The sequence below is a fragment of the Duganella sp. Dugasp56 genome (assembly GCF_047304105.1).
Lineage (GTDB): Bacteria > Pseudomonadota > Gammaproteobacteria > Burkholderiales > Burkholderiaceae_D > Rugamonas > Rugamonas hordei.
The window spans coordinates 31,324-52,348 of the sequence record NZ_JBGLYQ010000044.1; the positions used below are offsets into that span (position 1 = coordinate 31,324).

The following is a 21,025-nucleotide window of genomic DNA, read 5'->3' on the forward strand; positions in this document are numbered from 1 at the left end:
GTCGTTGCTGCCCTACATATATATATTAGAGGCCGGCGATCTGGGTGCCGCTGACCGACTTTTCAGCCGCCGCCACCGGTGGCACCGGCTTGACTGGCGCTGCGGCCATCATCGGGGTAATGGTCGGCACTTTCTTACCTGCCGAAACCTGCTTCAGGCGCTGGTACTCGGCCAGCACTTTCGAGCCGTAGCCGTCGTCGTGCTCGAACGCTCCGGCGCCGACGTAGATCTTCAGGCCGGCTTCCACCGAACCGCCGCGGGTCACGTAATCCTTCAGGATCAGCGAACCGACACGGATGTTGGCCACCGGGTTCAGCGCTGCCTGCAGGCCGCCCATTTCCTGGAATTTGTCGTGGTGCACTTTCGACATCACCTGCATCAGGCCTTGCGCGCCGACCGGGCTTTCCGCGAACGGATTCAGGCCCGATTCAATCGCCATCACCGCCAGGATCAGCAGCGGATCAAGTTTGATCTCGCGTGCCGTCAGGTAGGCGGTGGACACCAGCATGTTGGCGGCGTCGCCGGCTACGCGGTAACGCTTGGACAGCCAGGAGGTAACCCATTGTTGCTGCTTCTGCGTGCCCAGCAGGGCTTTTTCTTCGGCCGTCAGCGGCGCCGGGCTGGGAACCGGTGCCGAGGCTGGCGTTTCCATCAGGGCCGACAGCGGCGGCGCCACGACGGCAACGGCTTCTGCTTCTGGTTCGTGGTTCAGACTGTTGCTCAATGCCTTGGCCAGGTCCGGACGGACAAACAGGACTGCCATCACTACTAAAGCGGTTACACCCAAAATGGTCAGAGTATGTTGGGCGGTGGTTAACACGCCTTTTGCCGAAACGCGAGTCGTGGAAAACCACGTTGCTGGCTGGCGAGCCATGGTGCGGGCAAACTGCGTTGCACCGGTGATGCGATTGATCATATAGTTCCCCTGAAATGTCCGTAAAAGCGGGTCCCTGCCAGCGTTGAACGCAGCTAAACCGGGTGCTAATGCCGTGCATCAGAAATATCTCATCGTCCGCCGCCGCTGGGAGCGCGCGTTGGACGCCGTCATTGTTTGCTTGAGCTGATCTTTCCCTGTGGTATTCGATCAGTGGCAATACAACTTCTTTCGGGGGTAAGGCAGACGCCTTTTGAAAACACTCCTTAAAATGTCATGTGGAGCCCCGACTCCGTGAATGAATAAGCAACACATGTATGTGGTTCGTTTAGCGATCTAAGTTCGCGCTGAACCGTGTTCTCTTCAAGTAGGGCAAATTGTAGAAGCCGTTTTATATCAAGTCAATACTAACGCAATCGAAAGCTATAACTTTTAAATCTTACTTTTTTGCTTGTATTGCGCCTAAAACCAATAAAATCAACTACTTGACCTGTCTTTTTAAACAGTATGCTGCGTTGTAAGAAATAATTAAAAAACGATGAAATATTCTGATCTGCGAGATTTTATTTCTCAACTGCAACGAATGGGCGAACTTAAGCCCATTTTGATCCCCGTTTCACCGTATTTGGAGATGACCGAGGTTTGCGACCGCACTTTGCGGGCCGCCGGACCGGCTTTGCTGTTCCAGAACCCGACCGGCCACAGCATCCCCGTGCTGGGTAATCTGTTTGGCACCGAGCGCCGCGTGGCGCTGGGCATGGGCGCCGACAGCGTCAGCGAGCTGCGCAAGATCGGCCACGTGCTGGCGCGGCTGAAGGAACCGGAACCGCCCAAGGACTTCAAGGATTTGATGGGCATGGGCTCGCTGGTGAAGGCCGTGTGGGACATGGCGCCGAAGGAACTGCGCGGCGCGCCGTGCCAGGAAATCGTCTGGGAGGGCGCCGATGTCGATTTGTCGAAATTGCCGATTCAGCATTGCTGGCCCGGCGATGTCGCGCCGCTGATCACCTGGGGCCTGGTGATCACCAAGGGTCCTAATAAGAAGCGGCAGAACCTGGGCATCTACCGCCAGCAGGTGCTGGGTCCGAACAAGGTCATCATGCGCTGGCTGGCGCATCGGGGCGGCGCGCTGGATTTCCGCGAGCACGCCATACAGAGCAAGGGCAAGCCCTATCCGATCTGCGTCGCGCTGGGTGCCGACCCCGCTACTATATTAGGTGCGGTCACGCCGGTGCCGGACAGCCTGTCGGAATACCAGTTCGCCGGCCTGCTGCGCGGCAGCCGCACCGAGCTGGTCAAGGCCATCGGCAGCGAACTGCGGGTGCCGGCGTCGGCCGAGATTGTGCTGGAAGGCCATATCTATCCTGACGAAAACCACCCGAGCGGCTACGAACACGCGCTCGAAGGTCCATACGGCGATCACACCGGCTATTACAACGAGCAGGACTCGTTCCCGGTGTTTACCATCGACCGCATCACGATGCGCCGCGATCCCATCTATCACTCTACTTATACAGGCAAGCCGCCGGACGAACCGGCGATCCTGGGCCTGGCGCTGAACGAGGTGTTCGTGCCGCTGCTGCAAAAGCAGTTTTCGGAGATCACCGATTTCCACCTGCCGGCCGAAGGCTGCAGCTACCGCATGGCGGTGGTGCAGATCAAGAAGCAGTACGCCGGCCACGCCAAGCGCGTGATGTTCGGGGTGTGGAGCTTCCTGCGCCAGTTCATGTACACCAAGTTCATCGTGGTGGTGGACGAGGACGTCAACATCCGCGACTGGAACGAGGTGATCTGGGCGATCACCACGCGCGTCGATCCGACCCGCGACACCACGCTGGTCGACAACACGCCGATCGATTACCTGGACTTCGCCTCGCCGGTGAGCGGCCTGGGCAGCAAGATGGGCATCGACGCGACCAACAAGTGGCCGGGCGAAACCACGCGCGAATGGGGCACGGTGATCACCATGGCGCCCGAAGTGAAGGCACGGGTGGATCAGATTTGGCAGGAGTTGGGCCTGTAGGGTATAATCACCCTCGGCGGGCCCCTGCGCATTGTGGCATGGCTAACCTGGTCAGGTCGGGAACGAAGCAGCCACGGCTATTAACCATAAGTGCCGCAGATCAGGCTCGCCTCCTTCGGGATATTAAAAAAGCTGCCATGGGCAGCTTTTTTATTTGCTTCCTTATTTACTCACTATCCAATTCCGCCTCGAACGGCCGCTCGGACGCCACCATCAGCGGATTTTCCTTCAGCCATGCCGATTCGGGCTTCAGCTTGATCTGGTTTTTGGCATCGGTGCTGTAGACCGTCGTGCCGACCTTCAGCTGCGCCGGCTTGTTGAACTTGAACACCACCACCTTGACGCTGGGCGCGAACATGCTCAGCGCACCCGCCATCTTCTTGATCGCCTGGTTCATCTGGCCGACGCTGCCCATCACCGGCGCATAGTTCCACTGCGTGCCTTCCGGCAGCGGCGTGGTGACGTCGTAGTTGACCTGCGACTTTTCTTCCTTCGGCAGGCTGGTCATGATCTTGGTATCGTCGGTCATCCATTTGGAATTCGGCACCAGCGTCATGCGGAAGTCGGGCGACAGCGCCGGCAGCGGCTGGCGTTCGGCGCCGTGGACCACGGTCAGCACCACGTCGGCCGGCTTGTAGTTCTTGTTTTTCGGCTTGACGGTGATATACAGGTTGATCTTGTCGCGTTCGGCGGCCGGCAGGGCGTAGAACTTGTCGATGCGCAGGTCTTCGACCAGCTTCTTATATGGCAGCCATTCGCGCTCGTCGGCGTGGGCGGTGAGGGACAACAACAATGGCAGGAGGAGGGCTGATTTTTTCATTTTTGTCATGTTAAAAGAAAAACAAATTGTAAGGCCTGATCGCCGACTTACCTAATCCGGTCGCGGCTTGTTACAATTGCCGCTTTGGCACCCGCTATCTACGGTAAAATTCCAGCATGTCCTATCAAGTCCTCGCCCGTAAATACCGCCCCAAGAATTTCGAAACGCTCGTCGGCCAGGAGCACGTCGTGCGCGCGCTGACGCATGCCTTGCACAGCGGCCGCCTGCACCATGCCTATCTGTTCACCGGAACGCGCGGGGTCGGCAAGACCACCTTGTCGCGCATCCTGGCCAAGTCGCTCAATTGCGTCGGCCCGGACGGCACCGGCGGCATCACGCCGACGCCATGCGGCGTGTGCGAAGCGTGTACGGCGATCGACGCGGGGCGCTTTGTCGATTACATCGAGATGGATGCGGCGTCCAACCGCGGCGTCGACGAGATGGCGCAGCTGCTGGAGCAGGCGGTGTACGCGCCGAGCAATGCGCGCTTCAAGGTCTATATGATCGATGAGGTGCACATGCTGACCAACCACGCCTTCAACTCGATGCTGAAGACGCTGGAGGAACCGCCTGAGCACGTCAAGTTCATCCTGGCCACCACCGATCCGCAAAAGATCCCGGTGACGGTGCTGTCGCGCTGCCTGCAGTTCAATCTGAAGCAGATGCCGCCGGGGCACATCATCGGCCACCTGGAAAACATCCTGGGCCAGGAAGGTATCAACTTCGAACAGCCGGCCTTGCGCCTGCTGGCCGCCGGTGCGCACGGTTCGATGCGCGACGCGCTGTCGCTGACCGACCAGGCGATCGCCTACGCCGCCGGCGCCGTGACGCTCGATGCGGTGCAGGGCATGCTGGGCGCGCTGGACCAGTCTTACCTGATTCGCTTGCTCGATGCGCTGGCCGCGCAGGATGGCGCGGATCTGCTGGCCGTGGCCGATGAGATGGCCACGCGCAGCCTGTCGTATAACGGCGCCTTGCAGGATTTGGGTACCTTGCTGCATCGGATCGCCCTGGCGCAAACGGTGCCGGCCGCGCTGCCGGACGATTTGCCGGAACACGCGGATATCGTCCGCCTGGCCGGTGCATTCGACGCCGAAGAGGTGCAACTGTATTACCAGATCGCGGTGCATGGCCGCAATGAATTGGGTCTGGCGCCGGATGAATATGCAGGGTTCTCGATGACCTTGCTGCGCATGCTCGCCTTTCGGCCCGGCGTAGGCGGGGCAGAAGGACAACCCGTCGCGGCGCCGGCGATGTCGCGCCAGGCGGCGATGGCATCGGCACGCGCCGCTGCCGGTGCGCCGCCTGCGCGCGCGGCCGCGCATGTGCAAGCGAGCCACGCGAGCGTGACGCCGCCGGCGGTGGTTGCCGGCGCTGTTGCCGCGATGGCGCGGGCCGATGCTGCGGCATACACCGTACCTGCAAACCCGTCTGCCAGTGTCGCGCCGGCTGCGGTGACTGCGCCGCAAGCGCCGGCACCGGTTGCCGTGCAAGCCGCACCGCAGGCGCACGCCGCAGCTCCAGTTGCTCCGCAGGCCGCAGCAGCTCCAGCGGCGCCGCCGGCCGCAGCAGTTCAAGCCGCGCCGCAGCCTGCCCAAGCCGCGCCGCAGGCTGCCGCTACGCCGGCCGCACAGTCGTCCGCCGCGCCGCCGCCAGCGACCGCACCTGCCGCACCAGCCGCGCCGATCAGCACCGCACGCGCCGCGATCAATGCGGCGCTGGAAGCTGCGCGCGCTGCGTCCAAGCCCGGCGCGCGTTCGGCATCGCAGGCAAGCGCCGCGCCGGCCGCTTCGGCGCCACCGGCCTCCGCCGCACCAGCTCCGTCGGCTGCACCATACACCGCACCCGCGATGGCCGCACCTCCGGCACCCGCGCCACAAGCGCCTGCCGCGTCGTACACGTCGAGCGCTTCCGCTGTCGCACCGTCGCGTCCCGCGCCTTGGGACGATATGCCGCCGGCCGCCACCATGGGCGGCGACGCGCAAGCGGCTGTCCTGGAGGCGCCTGTTCGCCAGGCCGTGGTGCAGCCGGTGCAGCAAACCGCACCCGCTGCCGCGCCTCAGTACGTCGCCCCAGCCGCGCAGCCTGCGCAACAGCAGGCCGATGAGGAAGACGACCTGCCACCCTGGGTGACCGAATTTTCCGACGACAGCGCCGTAGCGCAATCGGCCCCGGCGCAGGCTTACGCGCCGCCCGCAGCGCAGTCGCAGCCGCAAGCCCACAATCAGGCGCCGGCGCCGCTGTCCTATGCCGATGAGGCGCAAGCGGTCGTCATGCCCGCCCGCGCCGCGCCGGCCCCCGCCAAGGCCCCGCACGCCTATGTCATCACCCCGGTTCCGGAACTGAACTGGGATGGCAACTGGCCGGCCGTAGCCGCCGCCTTGCCGTTGCGCGGTGTGGCCCAGCAATTGGCGATGCAGGCCGAGCTGATCGACTGCTCCATCGACGGCAACGCGGTGGTGTTCAAGGTGCGCGTGCCGATCGAAACCTGGCGCACGCCCGGCAACGTCGAAAAGCTCACCGTCGCGCTGACAGAACGCTTCGGCCGCCCCGTACGCGTGGACACCGAACTGGGCGCCGTCTGGTACACCGCCAGCGCCGAAGCGCAAGCGCATCGCGAAGCATGCCAGCGCGCCGCCGAAGACGTGGTGGCCAACGATCCCTTTGTGAACAGCATGATCCGCGAGTTCGATGCCTGGGTCGTTCCGGGATCGATCGTGCCGCCGGCTGCTTCGGCAGCGGCCGCCAACTGATCACACCCTTAATTTTCAAAAACTCGTTTCCAAACACGGAGTATCCATCATGATGAAGAACCAACTGGCTGGCTTGATGAAACAAGCGCAAGCAATGCAGGACAACATGAAGAAGGCGCAGGACGCGCTGGCCCTGATCGAAGTCGAAGGCCAATCCGGCGCCGGCCTGGTGAAGGTCGTCATGACCTGCAAGAACGACGTCAAGCGCGTCACGATCGATCCGTCGCTGCTGGCCGACGACAAGGACATGCTGGAAGACCTGGTCGCCGCCGCCTTCAACGACGCCGTGCGCAAAGCCGAAGCCACCTCCGCTGAAAAGCTGGGCGGCCTGACCGCCGGCATGAATCTGCCGGCCGGCTTCAAGATGCCTTTCTAAGGACGGCGTCAGCCTGGCTCCATGTCCAAATCGCTGGAATTCCTGACGGAAGCGTTGCGCCGTCTGCCCGGCGTCGGCCCCAAGTCGGCGCAGCGGATGGCGTTTCACTTGCTGCAGCATGATCGCGAAGGGGCGGACATGCTGTCGCGCGCATTGCATCAGGCCGTGAGCGCCGTGCATCACTGCGCGCTGTGCAATACCTTCACCGAGGAAGACGTCTGCGACACCTGCAACGACGAGCAGCGCGACCGCCGCCTGCTGTGCGTGGTGGAGACGCCGGCCGACCAGCTGATGATCGAACAGACCCTGACCTACAAGGGCTTGTACTTTGTGTTGATGGGACGGCTGTCGCCGCTGGACGGCATCGGCCCCAAGGATATTCACCTGGAAAAACTGGTGGCGCGCGCCGCCGACGGCCTGGTCACCGAAGTGGTGCTGGCCACCAATTTCACCAACGAAGGCGAGGCGACCGCGCACTACATCAGCGAGCTGCTGAAGGCGCGCGGCCTGAACGTCAGCAGGCTGGCGCGCGGCGTGCCGGTGGGCGGCGAACTCGAATACGTGGACGCGGGCACCATCGCCCGCGCGATGCTGGATCGAAGGGCGACATGACTGAAAAGATCTCTGGGAAGGAGTCTTCCCCTGCAGGGGAAGACCGCAAGCAGGCAGGCGGCATGCCGCCTGAAACCCCTGCTGGCCCCCTTGCCGGTATCAAGGTACTGGAACTGGGCACGCTGATCGCGGGCCCTTTTTGTGCGCGCATGCTGGCCGAGTTCGGCGCCGAGGTGATCAAGATCGAGTCGCCCGACGGCGGCGATCCGATCCGCAAATGGCGGGTGCTGAAGGATGGCACGTCGCTGTGGTGGTCGGTGCAGTCGCGCAACAAGAAATCGCTGACGCTGAACCTGAAGCATGCCCGCGGCCGCGCCATCGCGCGCCAGCTGGCGCTGGAGGCGGACATCATCATCGAGAACTACCGTCCCGGCGTGCTGGAAAAATGGGACATCGGCTACGAGCAATTGAAGGCGGTCAATCCGGCCACCATCATGGTGCGTCTGTCGGGCTTTGGCCAGACCGGGCCGATGAAGGACTTGCCAGGCTTTGGCGCCATCGGCGAATCGATGGGCGGCTTGCGCTACGTGTCCGGCCACGCGGACCGGCCGCCGGTGCGGGTGGGCGTGTCGATCGGCGATTCGGTGGCGGCGCTGCACGGTGTGATCGGCGCGATGATGGCGCTGCGCCACCGCGACGCGACCGGCGGCAAGCTCAAGGGCGAAGGCCAGATGGTCGACGTCGCCTTGTACGAATCCGTGTTCAACCTGATGGAATCGCTGGTGCCGGAGTTCGACCACGCCGGCGTGGTGCGCGAGCGTACCGGCGGCGCCTTGCCCGGCATCGTGCCATCCAACACATACACGACCAGGGACGGCGAGAACATCGTCATCGCCGGCAATGGCGATGCGATCTTCAAGCGGCTGATGCTGGCGATGGGCCGCATCGACATGGCCGGCGACAAGGAACTGGAGCGCAACGACGGCCGCGTCAAGCGCACGCAGGAAATCGACGACGCCATCCAGGCCTGGTGCGACACGCACGACATCGACAGCGCGCTGGCGGTGCTGAAGGCGGCCGATGTCCCGGCCGGCAAGATCTATTCGGTGCGCGACATGATGGTCGATCCGCAGTTCATCGCGCGCGAGATGTTCGAGCAGCACCACTTCGCCGACGGCACGCCGGTCAAGCTGCCGGCGATTTCGCCCAAGCTGTCGGCCACGCCTGGCCACACCAAGTGGATCGGTCCGGCGCTGGGCCAGCACAACGACGAGGTGTTGCAGTCGCTGGGCTACAGCGCGCAGGACATCGCGGCCATGAAGCAGGACGGCGTGCTTTAACGACGCCATGCGGCGCTGCGCCAGGCCGCATAATTGCCCGGCAACGGTTCGCCTGGACCGAGATAGCCATCGTCGATGCCGAAGTCATGGATGCGCCGATAACCACGCGCTTCCAGCAGGTGCAGGATTGCCCCGCGCACCGGTTGCCGGTTGTGCTCGACCGTCAGCAGGCGCAATCGATATTCGTCGAACGGAAAACTTTTCAGTATCGCCAGCTCCGAGCCTTCTGTGTCCAGGCTCCAGTAGTCGATGACGGCTGGCGCCTTGTGTTCCTTCAATATCGAGGCTATCGTACGCGCCGGCTTGCGCACGGCGTTCAGCGGGCCGAACAGCGAGCGGGCATAACGCAGCATCGCCGGCGGATATTCCTGCAGTATGCCGCCCAGCATGTGGGCGTTTTCCACGAAATCCACTTCACCCGCCTGATCGTAGAGACAGCTGTGCACACAGATGCAACGGCGGTTCGCTTGCAGCGCCCGGAAATATCGGTCGTTGGGTTCGATGCAGATGCCGCGCCAGCCGTACACCGATTCGAGCAGCAGCGTGTTGCTGGAGCGGATGCCGTCGGCCGCGCCGGAGTCGAGGAAGTAGCCGCCGCGCATGCCGTTCAATACCGACAGCACGAAATGGTCTTGCCCCAGCTGCGAGCTCATCGCGGTCCTTTTTTCTAGCGGCGGGAACGGCGCAACGCGGCGGATCGCCAGGCTGCGTATGGCTCGGTGGCATCGGCGGTTCGCTCGGGCGCCGGCGGAGGGCGGCGGAAGGCATCGTTGCGGCGATGGCCGTACAGCATCGTCACGTTGATGCGGCGGCTTTCGTAGTCGTCGCGGAAGCGGCAGGCGGCGGTGCCGTGGAACAGGTCGGAGTTGAAGATGATCGCACGGTTCTGCCGGTACGGAATGTAGCGGGCACTCGCCTGGACCGAACCGAGGTAGCGGCGTATCAGGTCCGGCCGCCGGTTGTAGCTGGTGAAGTCCCAATCCGGCGGCGCCTCCACATCGTAGATGACCATGCCGCCGCTTTCGGGATCGAGGTTGGCGTCGTCCGGCGTCAGCCAGAAGTTGACGTTGATGGCGGCGAAGTCGGCATGGATATCGTCGCCGGGCAGCAGCGGCGGATATTTGTAGGCCCACATTTGCGTCAGGCGGTGACGCTCGCCGATCAGCTGCGGCAGCGTGCGGCGCAGCGCGTGCGCGATCTGGCGCAGCAGCGGGCAGTTGAAGCCGTTGTGATACAGCGCGCCCAGGCGGCCGTGCGAATACCGCAGCGACGACCATATCGTCGACTCAAGACAGAAGCGGCGCAATCCCTCCAGCGCCTCCGCCGACAGGAAGTCGTCAATGACGACGATGCCCGGCGCCTGGGCCTGATACGCCTGTTCCACCTCCGCGCCTTGCCATGTGCCGGAGAACGGTTGCTCGACGCGCGGCGTGGGGCGCAGGTAGACCGTGCGGTTGTAGACGGCGCCGATCTGTATCTGCTCGGCCAATGTCAGCTGTTCGCGCCGGCTGATCTTGCTGGCGGCCAGTTGGTCGGCAATCTGACGGTAGCGCTTTACGATGGGCGTGAATTCGGTTCCCAAGGCCCCCAGGCGCTGCAGATAGGAAAACTGGGCGACGTCGTGGCGCAGCTTGGCAACGGAAAGTGGGGAGGACGCCTGCGTCATCTCGCGGTCCTAGGCGTTGACTGCCGCAGACAGTTTGCCCAGCGTGTCCGGGATGTGCACGTTGTCGAGCCAGGCCGCCTGCAGCACGTCGGCGATCATTTCCTGCCAGTGCTCGGCGATGACCTTGCGCACGGCGTCGTCGTGGTACAGGCGCTGGCACATCTGGCATTGGTGCGCGTACATGCCTTCCCAGCTGATCGAAGGGTCGTGCGTGGCCGCCCAGGCGACAATCTTGGCCGGGCCCTGATGGTGTATCCACAGTTTCAGGAAGTCTTCCTCGGCGTCGAGGATGGCCCGGCGCAGGAATTGCGGTTGCGCCGTATCGGCAACGTTGAGCTCGGGGATGACGCGCAGGCCCAGGCCGCAGCAGGCGCCGATGCGGCCGTCCGCTTGCAGCGTGTAGGTCTTCAGCACGCTGGAACAGCCGCCGCGTATCGCCGCCGCCTGCACGTCGCAGGCCACGCCCTCTGGATATTGATAAATCGTTTCGTGGCGCAGCGGCATCCATGGGCTGCTCAATATCGTCAGCGCATCGAACTGGTGGGGCGGCAACGCGGTGATGAGTGGATGCTCCAGTATCATGTCCGGTGTGATGCCGCGGTCCTGCTTCAGCTCCATCATCACGTGGGTTCGGAACCGGCGTTCGCAGGCGGCCACGCAGGCCAGGACCACGCGCTCCAGCGGCACGAAACGGACGTGCTCGTCGCCGGTGCTGTAGTTGATTTCGGACAGGCCTGCGTCGATCAGTTCGGCGAGCCTGGCGCGGGCGGTCTCCAGGCTGGTGGCCCAGTGCGCGTTGGTGACCAGCCGCACGGGAAAGTCATGATCGGCGGCGCGGCGGATACCCAGTAACAGCGTTTTCCATTCCAGCGTGGCTTCGCCGCCGGTGAAGACGATGTTGTGGAAATTCAGATGCCTGGCCTCGTCGATGGCGGCCAGGACCACGGCAGGTTCCAGCCGGGTGCGGTCGCGCGGGCTGGAGAGCGTGCCGCAGTCGGCGCATTTGGCCGGGCAGGTGAAGGTCGGCATGATGGACAGCGTGTGGCCGCGCCGGCGCAGCATCGCCGTTTCCGTGTCAGCGGGAGACATTGAATTGCTCGTCGACGATGTTGAGGATGCCGCGTGCCTGCAACGTTGCCGCGTACTGCACCAGCGCTTCGATGGTGACGCGGATGTATTCCTGGCCGCGGTAGGGATCGAAGCGGGAATCGTCGTCGGTGCCGGTGTCGGTGCCACCGTCCGTGCCGTCGTCGGTTCCGTCGTCCGTACCGTCGTCGGTGCCTGTATCCGTGCCGGTATTGGTACCGGTGTCGGTGCCCGTATCGGTGCCGGTGTCCGTGCCGGTATCGGTGCCATCGTCGGTCCCGTCGTCGGTTCCATCGTCCGTTCCGTCATCGGTGCCCAGATGGGTGCCGGTCTGGGTGCCGTTGCCGTCGGTGCGCACTTCCGTGCCGTGCTGCGTGCCGGGGCCGGTGCCGATGGTGGCCGAACTGTGCTCGAAGCTTTGCGTGCTATTGGAGTCGTTGATCGTGCGGTGATCGGTCGGCACCAGGAAACCGCTGGCGAAGATCGGGCTGCTGGTGAACAGCATCGCCTGTTCGACGCCGATGGTGGCGAACGGCGAGGCGCTTTCGATTCCGCTGCGTATCAGCGCAAGCACCACATGGTCGCCGCCATGTTCGACGACGGCATGGCCGAAGGCGGTCATGAATTCATTGCGGCTGGGAGTACGGTGGCGGTTTTCGCCCGCGTAGTCGCTCAGCCAGCGCAGCAAGCGCCGATTGGACAGCAACGCATACACCAGCTGGTTGCTGACCGAGCTGCGCTGCTCCGGCAGTTGGCCGCCATCGACATATTCGGCCAGCACCTGCGCCGGATCGGTGACGAACTGTTCGCGCAGCAGGTAATCCTGCGCCATCGCCTTGAACAGCGCGTCCACCCGGCGCGCGACGCCTGCCGCCCGCAGCACCAGCGGCCGTCGATGGGCATGCCGCTCGGGCGCGAACACCAGGCGGAAGGAATGTTCTTTGTCGTCCATACGAACTCCTGTGATCGGTCAGCGGTCTATTCATCATAGACAGCTGAGCCGGCGGCGGAGGGATGGGCGTCAAAGCTGAGCAGGGAACTTTATCTTGGGCGCGGTGTCGTTGGCCGCGGTTCCGACCAGGGCGAACTGGTTGCCGAGCATGATGTTGATCGATTCCGGCGGCGACGGGTGGCCGAGGTAGTAGCCTTGCGCCATGTCGCAGCCGTACTCTTCCAGCAGCACGAGCTGGGCGTCGGTCTCCACGCCTTCGGCTACCACCGCCATCTTCAGGCCATGCGCCATGGCGATGATGGCGCGCGTGATGGCGGCGTTTTCCGAATCCTGCGGCAGGCCGCTGATGAAGCTCTTGTCGATCTTCAGCGCGCGCACGTCGAAGCGCTTCAGATAGTTCATCGACGAATAGCCGGTGCCGAAATCGTCGATCGACAGATACACGCCGATGGCGCGCAATTGCTCCAGCGTGACCATGGTGGCGCGGGCATCGTCCATCAGCGTGCCTTCGGTCAGCTCCAGCTCCAGCAACTCGGGCGGCAGGCCGGTGTCGTGCAGCGTGGAGATGACGATCTGCGTCAGGTTCTCGTCCTTGAACTGCTTGGCCGACAGGTTGACGGCGACGCGCACCGGCCGCTGGCCGATCGCCTGCCACGCCATCGCCTGCCGGCATGCGGTGCGCAGCACCCATTCGCCGATCGGCACGATCAGGCCGGTTTCCTCGGCCAGCGGGATGAACTCGGTCGGCGAGATGATGCCGCGCTCGGGATGGCGCCAGCGCACCAGCGCCTCGACGCCGACGATCTGCGAGCTCTGCACGTCGATCTGCGGCTGGTACAGCAGGTACAGCTCGTCGTTCTGCAGCGCCTTGCGCAAGCCCACTTCCAGCTTGACGTGGCTCATGATCTGCATCGTCAGCGAGGAGCTGTACAGCTTGGCGTTGTTCTTGCCGCAGTTCTTGGCGTGGTACATCGCCGTGTCCGCATACTTGAGCAGCGAGTTGCAATCCTCGCCGTCCTCCGGATACAGCGAAATGCCGATGCTGGCGGTGACGAAGATTTCATGCGCCCCCAGCAGGAAGGGGCGGCGCATCGCCTCCTTGACGCGGTGGGCGACGTTGAGCGCGTTCTCGACCCGCTCCAGGTCCGGGATCAGGATGGTGAACTCGTCGCCGCCCAGCCGCGCCAGGTTGTTGCCGCCGAGCTCGGTGCGCGAGACCAGGTCGCTGGGGCGCGTGGTTTCGCGCAGGCGCTCGGAGACGGCTTTGAGCAGGTGGTCGCCGACGTCGTGGCCCAAGGTGTCGTTGATGCGCTTGAAGGCGTCCAGGTCCATGAACAGCACGGCGAACTTCTTGTTGGCCTTGCGCGACCGCACCAGCTCGGCTTCCAGCGTTTCCAGGAAGGCTTGCCGGTTGGGGATGCCGGTCAGGCTGTCACAATAGGCCAGGCGGCGGATCTGCTCTTCGGTGCGCTTGCGCTCGCTGATGTCGCGCACCAGGCCCAGCACCTCGTCGGCGCCGGTGGCCACCAGCCGCGCCTCGAAGTGCCGCACCGGCGCGGGGGCGGCATGCTCGCCCTGGCGCACGCGCGGCGCGGCGCCGGGTATCGGCAGCTCGTAGTCGAGCGAATGGATGTGCTGCGTCTCGAGCACGGTCTGCACCTGCTCCAGCATGTGCCGGGCGATATCCTCCGGCAACACCTGGCTCAGGTGGCGGCCGACGCAGTGGTCGCTGGAAAATACGCCGCTGGCCTCATGGCCTTGTTCGTAGTCCAGGTAGTAGCCGTCCTTGTTCATGCGGAAGAAGGTGTCGGGGATCGCCGCCAGCACCGCGCGGTGGTGGGCGTCGGCGATGCGCAGGCGGGTGATGGCGTCGCTGGCGCGCAGCACGTACAGCACCCGGTGGCCCAGGATGGGCCAGTTGATCGGCTTGGAGACGAAATCGGTGGCGCCGGCCTCGTAGGCCTGGGTCACCGATTCCAGTTCGTCGCCGCCGGTGACCATGATGATGGGCACGGTCGTCTGCGTTTCCAGCCGGCGGATTTCGCGGCACACGGCAAAGCCGTCCATGCCGGGCATTTCCACGTCCAGCAGCACCAGGTCCGGCGCCATCGCCTGATAGCAGGCCACGGCCTTGTCGCCGTTTTCGGCCTCGACCGCGTCGAGGCCGACCTGGGCCAGCATTTCCAGCATCAGCAGCCGCATCACGGGATCGTCGTCGACGACCAGCACCAGGCCGCGCTTGGGGGAGGTTGAGCTTGCCATGTCATATTTCCTTTTCCAGGATAGCTCCCAACGCCTGCCGCACGGCCTGGAAAGAACGGTCCATGTCCGCCAGCAGGGCAGCGGCGCCGGCGGTGGTGTCGTGACGCGCCAGCTGCTCCATCTCCTTGCAGCGCTGCGCCATCACGTCGGCGCCGACGTTCGCGCTGCTGGACTTGAGGCTGTGCGCGGCCTTGCGGATCTGGCTGATGTTGCCGATGGCGATGGCTTGCCGCAGCGTTTGCAGGTGGGTGGGGGTGTCGTCGAGATAGGCTTGCAGCACCCGTTCCAGCAGCGCGTCGCCATGGACGGCGCTGAGGGCGCGGATGTTTTCCAGCGCCTGCCGGTTGATCTGGCCGCCAGGCAGGTCGCCGGTGGCGGCGGCTTCCTGCGGGGCCGGCATGCGCGGCAGGCTGATCCAGCGCGAAATGGTTTGTCCTAGCGCCTGCTGGGTGAACGGCTTGCTCAGGTAATCGTCCATGCCGGCGGCCAGGCAGGATTCGCGGTCGCCCTGCAGCGCGTTGGCGGTGATGGCGATGATCGGCAGGCTGCGGGTGCGGCCGCGCTGCTTTTCATGGCGGCGGATTTCATTGGTCGCGGCAAAGCCGTCCATGACCGGCATCTGGCAATCCATCAGGATCAGGTCGTAATCGCCGTGCAGCACCGAGCGCAGCGCTTCCTCGCCGTTGCAGGCGCGGCTGACGTCCAGTCCCAGCCCTTCCAGCATGGCGCTGGCCACCTCGACGTTGACCGGATTGTCTTCGGCCAGCAGCACCTTGCGGCGCCGGCGCGCACGGGGCGCCGGCGTCGGGCTGGAACTGAGCGCGGCCAGCGGCGGCGCGGCCGGCGCGGCGTGCGCCCCGCTGCGGTCCGGCTGCGGCGCCGCGCGCGCCGGACCGGCGTCGGCCGGGCGGGCCGGCGGCAGCAGGCAATCGTAGAGGTCCGACTCGCGCGGCGGCTTGACCAGCTGGAAGGCGACGCCGGCCTGGCGCCGCTGCACGCTGTCGGCGGCGTTGCGATCCGTGCTCAACAGCAACAACCGTGGGCTGGGCAGATCGGGCTCGGCATCGACGGCGGCGCGGATCGCGGCCGCCAGCGCCAGGCCGCTGGTGCGCGGCAGCTCCATGTCCAGCAGCGCCACGTTGTAGGGCCGGCCGTCGGCCGCCGCCTGGCGCAGGGCAGGCAAGGCGGTGTGGGCGGTCGCGCTGGTGCCGGCGATATGCCAGCGGCGCAGCAATTGTTCCAGCTCGGTCCGGCTGGTGGGGTTCTCATCGACGATCAAAACGCGGCATTCCTGGGTGGTGTGATGGAAGGACGGGTCATCGACTTCAACCCGGCGCTTGTCGAAATTTACGGCAAACCAAAATATCGATCCTTGCGTTGGCGCATGATCGACGCCGATCGTGCCGCCCATCAGCTCGACCAGTTGCTTGGAGATCGCCAGGCCGAGGCCGGTGCCGCCGTGCTTGCGGGTGGTCGAGCCGTCGGCCTGCGAGAACGAGTCGAAGATGCGCGCGCGGGCGTCGCTGGAGACGCCGATGCCGGTGTCGTGCACCTCGAAACGCAGGCCGACGGTTTGCGCATCCTCCTGCGTCACGGCGACCTTGACCGTGATCTTGCCGCTTTCGGTGAATTTGATGGCATTGCCCAGCAGATTGAAGATGACCTGGCGCAGCCGGCTCGGGTCGCCGCAGATGGCGATCGGGATGTCGTTGGACACCGCCAGCTCCAGCCGGATGCCCTTGACCTGCGCCTGCGGCGAGAAGACGTTGTCTATATCGTCGAGCAATTCGCGGAAATTGAAATGGATGTATTCAACGGTCAGCTTGCCGGCCTCGATCTTGGAGAAGTCCAGGATGTCGTTGATGATCACCAGCAAGTGCTCGCCCGAACGCTTGACCATGCTGGTGTAGTGGCGCTGCTGCTCGGTCAGGCGCGTGGCCAGCAGCAGCTCGGTCATGCCCAGCACGCCGTTCATCGGCGTGCGGATCTCATGGCTCATGGTGGCGAGGAAGGCGCTCTTGGCCTGGCTGGCGGCCTCGGCCGCGTTCTTGGCCTTTTCCAGCTGCTCGGTGCGCACGCCGACCTGGCGCTCCAGTTGCTCGCGGTAGTCGGCCAGCGCGACGTCGCGCGCCTCGACCTGGGCCAGCATGTCGTTGAAGCTGTCGGTCAGCGCGCCCAGCTCGTCGCTGCGCTGGTGGACGATGCGCGCCGTGGCCTGGCCACGGCTGACCTGCTGGGCCGCCGTGATCAGCTTGGCGACCGGTTCGGCGATGCTGCCCCGGAAGCGCGCCGCCGTCAGCAGCGCCATCATGAACGACAGGATGGCGGCGACGGCCGCCGCCGCCATATTCTTCAGGATGTCCAGCCACATCCGGGTTTGCGCGACCTCGATCATCACCGTGCCGATCAGCTCGTCTTCCTTGCCGTGCAGCGGGCGGTACAGGCGCAGTGTCGGCGCCCACCAGGTGCCGCCGCGCACGCTGCTCACGTCGGCGCCGGCAACCGGGGCAGGAGCAGGGGTAGGCAGGGGGGGCGCCGCCTCGGTGGCGGGGGACAGGCCGGCGGCCATGTAGCGGGCCAGCGGCCGGCCCTCGCTGTCGTACAGCGCCGCCTGCCGGACGTCGTCCGCCACGCCCAGCGTGGCCAGGGTTTGCCCGGCCTGCCTGCGGTCGGCGCTGCGCAGCGCCGCCCCGCGGTTGTTGCCGATCACCCCGGCCAGCGAGGCCAGCTGCTTGCGCTCGTCGTCGGTGCGGCTCAGCACCGCGGTCGCGGCAAAGGCGATGAACACCAGCATCAACGCGCTGCCGGTCGACAGCACCGAGATGATGGTCAGTTTCTGGCTCAGACCGGAACGTTCGAAATTGAACATTGCTTAGGTGGTTGCAAACGGTGAACGCCGAATCGTCGACGCAGCAAACAGAACACTAAGTGCCAGTAGGAAAAATATATCCTCCGCCTGCCTGCGACGTTGATCTGTATCTAAGGCCCGCACTTTTGAGGATTCTCAAACAATAGCCTCCCACGCCCCCCAAGCTAGGGGCATGGAACGAAAAAAAATCCTGTTTTTGGCCGAAGCGGTCACGCTCGCCCATGTCGGACGACCGTTGGCGCTGGCGCAAACGCTGGACCGGCGGTATTACGATGTGCATTTCGCCTGCGCGGCCGGCTATGAAATGTTCTTCAAGGGCAGCAACCTGAGCAGCTGGACGGTGCACAGCATCTCCAGCGAGCGTTTCCTGGCGGCACTGGCGGCCGGCCGGCCGGTGTACGACGCCGCCACCTTGCAGCAGTACGTGCAGGACGACTTGCGCGTGTTGCAGGCGGTGCGGCCGGATGTGGTGGTGGGCGACTTCCGGCTGTCGCTGTCGGTCAGCGCGCGCCGGGCCGGAGTGCCGTACGTGGCGCTGATCAATGCCTACTGGAGTCCGTACGTGCGCCAGCACTACCAGGTGCCGGCGATCGGGCTGGCGCGGGCGTTGCCGATCGCGCTGGCGGATCCGCTGTTCCGGCTGGTGCAGCCGCTGGCTTTCGCGCTGCACAGCATGCCGCTGAACCAGGTGCGGCGCAGCTACCGCCTGCCGTCGCTGGGTCACGACCTGCGCCGCATCTACACCGACGCCGACTACGTGCTGTACTCGGACATCCCGGAAATGTTCCCCGCGCACGACTTGCCCGACACCCACTCCTACCTGGGGCCGGTCACCTGGTCGCCGCCGACGCCCTTGCCGGCGTGGTGGGACGCGATGGCGGCCGAGCCGCCCGTCATCTACCTGACGCTGGGCAGTTCGGGCCAGGGCGCGTTGCTGCCGCAGATACTGCGCGCGCTGGCGCCGATGCCGGTGCAGGTGATCGCCGCCACCGCCGGCCAGGTCGATCCCGGCCCGCTGCCGGACAACGCGCGCGCGGCCGACTATCTGCCGGGCGAGGAGGCGGCGCGGCGCGCGCGGCTGGTGATCTGCAACGGCGGCAGCCCGACCAGCCAGCAGGCGCTGGCGGCCGGGGTGCCGGTGCTGGGCATCGCCGGCAACCTGGATCAGTACCTGAATATGCACGGCGTGGTGTCGGCCGGCGCCGGCGTCTTGCTGCGTTCGGACCGCTTGAACGAGGAGCAACTGCGCGCCAGGGTGATGGAACTGGTGGACGAGCCGGCCGCGCGCGCGGCGGCGGGCCGGATGGCGTCGCTGTTCGGTAGCTACGACATCGGCGAGCGGTTCAGGAAGGTACTGGCGCGTGCCGCCGGCGAAGGGGGGAGCAAGGAATAAAAAAACGGAGCCGCGCCTCAGCGGCCCCGCTCCGGGCCGACGATCAGTTCGCGCAGCGGCCGCCGCAGCGAGCGCGCCTGCGCCGCCTCGCCGGCGCCGATGCGGCCCATGAACACCGCCGCCTCCCATACCTGCTCGCCGACCAGCGCGGCGGCCTGCCGGGCCAGGTCGGCCGCGCTCTGCTGCATGCCGCGTGCGCTGGAGAAGACGCGGCCGTCGCGCACGTAGCGGGCGAAGATCAGCGGCGTCAGTTCCGGCTGCAGCTGCAGGCCCAGCGCGGTGGCGGTCAGCCAGAAGCGCTGCATGGCGCGCCCGGCCGCCAGGTAGTCGTCCATGCGCTGCGGCCGGCGCGGCGCCGCCAGCACGAAATGGGCGGCGCAGGCCAGGCCGGGGATCAAATCCATCTGCAGGCGCGGCGCCACCGTGCCGGCCAGCCAGGTGTTGAAGAATTCCACGCGTTGCCAGCGCTGCATGATCCAGCGCATCAGCTTGGCGGTGACGGCATCGACGCCGAGCGCCTGGTCGGGGATGCGGTCCTCGCTGAAGCGGGCGTTCCATTCGATGACCGACTTGTGCACCTGCCAGGCCTCGGGCATCGTCAGGCGCAGCTTGGCGTTGCGGAACATCAGCCGCGCGGCCGCCAGGCGCTGGCGTCCCTCGAGCCAGTGCACGCGGTAGCCGGACGGCAGCGCGGCAGCCAGCGCGGCTTTTTCCTGCGCCGTCAGCGGACGCCGGCTCAGCGGGCGGCGCTGCACGCTGCGCGGCAGGATGAAGTCGGCCAGCGGATCGGGCTCGAGCGCAGGCGCCGGCACGAATTCGACGTCGATGGTGGGGCGGGCGTCGGGCGCGCGCTCGTTGCGCGTGGCGCGCATCTCCAGCTGGTGGCCGCTGGCCGCGATGGCCATGGTTTCCAGCAGCGCGCCGATCGACATCTGGCTGGGATGGCCGTCGAGGTCGTAGACGCAATGGTCGCGGGTGTCGTGGCCGTGCACCACCAGGCGGCGGGCGTCGAGGATTTCAAAGCGCCACGGCTGCGTGTTGTCGCCGCTGGGCGCCCAGCGCGCCAGTTCGAGGATTTGTTCCAGCGTGGCGTCCAGGTGCTGTTCCATCTTGCTCATGATTGCTCTCCGCGCCGGCGCCGCTTCACCAGCATCATGGCCAGCCGCTGCAGCGGATGGCGGTTGCCGCCGGGACGCCAGGTGCGCACCAGCTTGTTGCGATAGGCATCGAAATGATAACCGTGCGGCGCCGCCAGTATCGGCCCGCGGTTCAGCAGGATCTTCAGCGCCTCGGTGGCGGCGGCGCCGGCGCACAGTTCGCAGCCCATGATGGTCGACGGCCCGCGCCGCTCCTTCAGGTTGATGGCGGACGGATCGACCAGGTAGCCGCCGTGCAGGCCGGCCGGCGCCAGGCCGATCAGGAAGCGCAGCGCCTTTTCCTCGTCGGGCAGGTCGCCCCAGCCGAAGTATTCCTCGAACGTCATCTTACCCGGCATAAAGGTCAGCACCGCCGTGCCCATGCCCAGCGGCGCGGCGGTGACGGCCGGTATGCGCAGCCGCGCGCAGGCGGCAAAGGTGGCCTGGCGCGCGCCGAAGGCAAAGAAATCGAGGCCGTCGACGTACAAGTCCACGCCTTCGAGGAAGGCTGCCATGTTGTGGTCGTTGACGCCGCCGGGGAAGCGCGTGATGTGCAGCTGCGGATTGATGTCGCGCGCCATGTTGGCCAGCACCTCGACCTTGGGCTGGCCCAGCGTCGACATGGTGGCGCCGACCTGGCGGTTGAAGTTGGCGATGTCGAAGGTGTCGAAGTCGGCGATGTGGAAGGTGCCGACGCCCAGGCGTGCCAAAGTCAGCAGATGCACGCCGCCGACGCCACCCATGCCGGCGATGGCGATGCGCTTGCCCTGGAGAATAGATTGTTCGGCCTGCGTGACCCAGCCGATGTTGCGGGCAAATGCCTGCTGATAAGAAAACGTGCGTGACATGTGTCTCCCGGAAACTGCCGACTACGCGGCTCAACAGGTTTTGACACATGGGGACGCTGTAAAGTTCCCGCTGAA

The 21,025-nt window shown here is 65.3% G+C and carries 16 protein-coding genes and 1 other RNA gene; 7 read left to right on the top strand and 10 right to left on the bottom strand.

Translation table 11 applies throughout. The features are described 5' to 3' along the window. Positions 1-25 precede the first annotated feature (25 nt). Positions 26-916, bottom strand: coding sequence for a transglycosylase SLT domain-containing protein (locus ACCD07_RS25675; protein WP_413448967.1), 891 nt, complete (start codon positions 914-916; stop codon positions 26-28). 496 nt (positions 917-1,412) lie between these two features. Between ACCD07_RS25675 and ubiD the strand changes: the two genes are divergently transcribed. Further along, the gene (ubiD, locus tag ACCD07_RS25680; RefSeq protein WP_353405206.1) at positions 1,413-2,897 is read left to right on the top strand and encodes a 4-hydroxy-3-polyprenylbenzoate decarboxylase; all 1,485 of its coding nucleotides are present in this window, start codon (positions 1,413-1,415) and stop codon (positions 2,895-2,897) included. Between the two features lie 15 nt (positions 2,898-2,912). Continuing rightward, positions 2,913-3,011: signal recognition particle sRNA small type (gene ffs / locus ACCD07_RS25685), an RNA gene on the top strand. A gap of 52 nt (positions 3,012-3,063) precedes the next feature. Here ffs and ACCD07_RS25690 read toward each other — a convergent pair. Then, the gene (locus ACCD07_RS25690) at positions 3,064-3,684 is read right to left on the bottom strand and encodes a DUF2987 domain-containing protein (protein ID WP_413448968.1); all 621 of its coding nucleotides are present in this window, start codon (positions 3,682-3,684) and stop codon (positions 3,064-3,066) included. 149 nt (positions 3,685-3,833) lie between these two features. On the opposite strand from ACCD07_RS25690, the gene dnaX reads away from it, so the two are divergent. The 4 genes from dnaX (at position 3,834) to ACCD07_RS25710 (ending at position 8,738) form a co-directional block, all read left to right on the top strand. Then, a complete protein-coding gene (dnaX, locus tag ACCD07_RS25695) occupies positions 3,834-6,470 on the top strand; it encodes a DNA polymerase III subunit gamma/tau (RefSeq protein ID WP_413448969.1) in 2,637 nt (878 codons plus the stop codon). Positions 6,471-6,519: 49 nt separating this feature from the next. After that, complete coding sequence (locus ACCD07_RS25700; protein WP_176653583.1) at positions 6,520-6,846, top strand: YbaB/EbfC family nucleoid-associated protein; 327 nt, start codon at positions 6,520-6,522, stop codon at positions 6,844-6,846. A 21-nt stretch (positions 6,847-6,867) separates the two neighbouring features. Next, a complete protein-coding gene (gene recR, locus ACCD07_RS25705; protein WP_413448970.1) occupies positions 6,868-7,458 on the top strand; it encodes a recombination mediator RecR in 591 nt (196 codons plus the stop codon). Between the two features lie 62 nt (positions 7,459-7,520). Further along, positions 7,521-8,738: a CaiB/BaiF CoA transferase family protein gene (locus ACCD07_RS25710; protein WP_413448979.1), complete on the top strand. Its 1,218-nt coding sequence runs from the start codon at positions 7,521-7,523 to the stop codon at positions 8,736-8,738. Here ACCD07_RS25710 and ACCD07_RS25715 read toward each other — a convergent pair. The 6 genes from ACCD07_RS25715 to ACCD07_RS25740 all read right to left on the bottom strand — a co-directional run bounded on the left by ACCD07_RS25715 (position 8,735) and on the right by ACCD07_RS25740 (position 17,573). Next, positions 8,735-9,391, bottom strand: a complete 657-nt coding sequence (locus tag ACCD07_RS25715) for an FkbM family methyltransferase (RefSeq protein WP_413448971.1) — start codon at positions 9,389-9,391, stop codon at positions 8,735-8,737. The two genes, ACCD07_RS25710 and ACCD07_RS25715, sit on opposite strands and share 4 nt — an antisense overlap. A gap of 14 nt (positions 9,392-9,405) precedes the next feature. Further along, positions 9,406-10,404 (bottom strand): hypothetical protein, encoded by a 999-nt coding sequence (locus tag ACCD07_RS25720; RefSeq protein WP_413448972.1) that lies wholly within the window; start codon positions 10,402-10,404, stop codon positions 9,406-9,408. Between the two features lie 9 nt (positions 10,405-10,413). Continuing rightward, on the bottom strand, positions 10,414-11,493 hold the full coding sequence (locus ACCD07_RS25725; protein WP_413448973.1) for a radical SAM protein: 1,080 nt from the start codon (positions 11,491-11,493) through the stop codon (positions 10,414-10,416). Then, positions 11,480-12,442, bottom strand: a complete 963-nt coding sequence (locus ACCD07_RS25730; protein WP_413448974.1) for a hypothetical protein — start codon at positions 12,440-12,442, stop codon at positions 11,480-11,482. Before ACCD07_RS25730 ends, ACCD07_RS25725 begins: the two co-directional genes overlap by 14 nt. Positions 12,443-12,511: 69 nt before the next feature. Then, the gene (locus ACCD07_RS25735; RefSeq protein ID WP_353405198.1) at positions 12,512-14,704 is read right to left on the bottom strand and encodes a putative bifunctional diguanylate cyclase/phosphodiesterase; all 2,193 of its coding nucleotides are present in this window, start codon (positions 14,702-14,704) and stop codon (positions 12,512-12,514) included. Between the two features lies 1 nt (position 14,705). Continuing rightward, positions 14,706-17,573: a response regulator gene (locus ACCD07_RS25740; protein ID WP_413448975.1), complete on the bottom strand. Its 2,868-nt coding sequence runs from the start codon at positions 17,571-17,573 to the stop codon at positions 14,706-14,708. A 172-nt stretch (positions 17,574-17,745) separates the two neighbouring features. On the opposite strand from ACCD07_RS25740, the gene ACCD07_RS25745 reads away from it, so the two are divergent. Further along, on the top strand, positions 17,746-18,966 hold the full coding sequence (locus ACCD07_RS25745) for a glycosyltransferase (RefSeq protein WP_176653590.1): 1,221 nt from the start codon (positions 17,746-17,748) through the stop codon (positions 18,964-18,966). Between the two features lie 17 nt (positions 18,967-18,983). Here ACCD07_RS25745 and ACCD07_RS25750 read toward each other — a convergent pair whose 3' ends face one another. Next, positions 18,984-20,084: a nitroreductase family protein gene (locus ACCD07_RS25750; RefSeq protein ID WP_353404681.1), complete on the bottom strand. Its 1,101-nt coding sequence runs from the start codon at positions 20,082-20,084 to the stop codon at positions 18,984-18,986. Beyond that, the gene (locus ACCD07_RS25755; protein WP_413448976.1) at positions 20,081-20,950 is read right to left on the bottom strand and encodes a ThiF family adenylyltransferase; all 870 of its coding nucleotides are present in this window, start codon (positions 20,948-20,950) and stop codon (positions 20,081-20,083) included. Before ACCD07_RS25755 ends, ACCD07_RS25750 begins: the two co-directional genes overlap by 4 nt. Positions 20,951-21,025 lie beyond the last annotated feature (75 nt).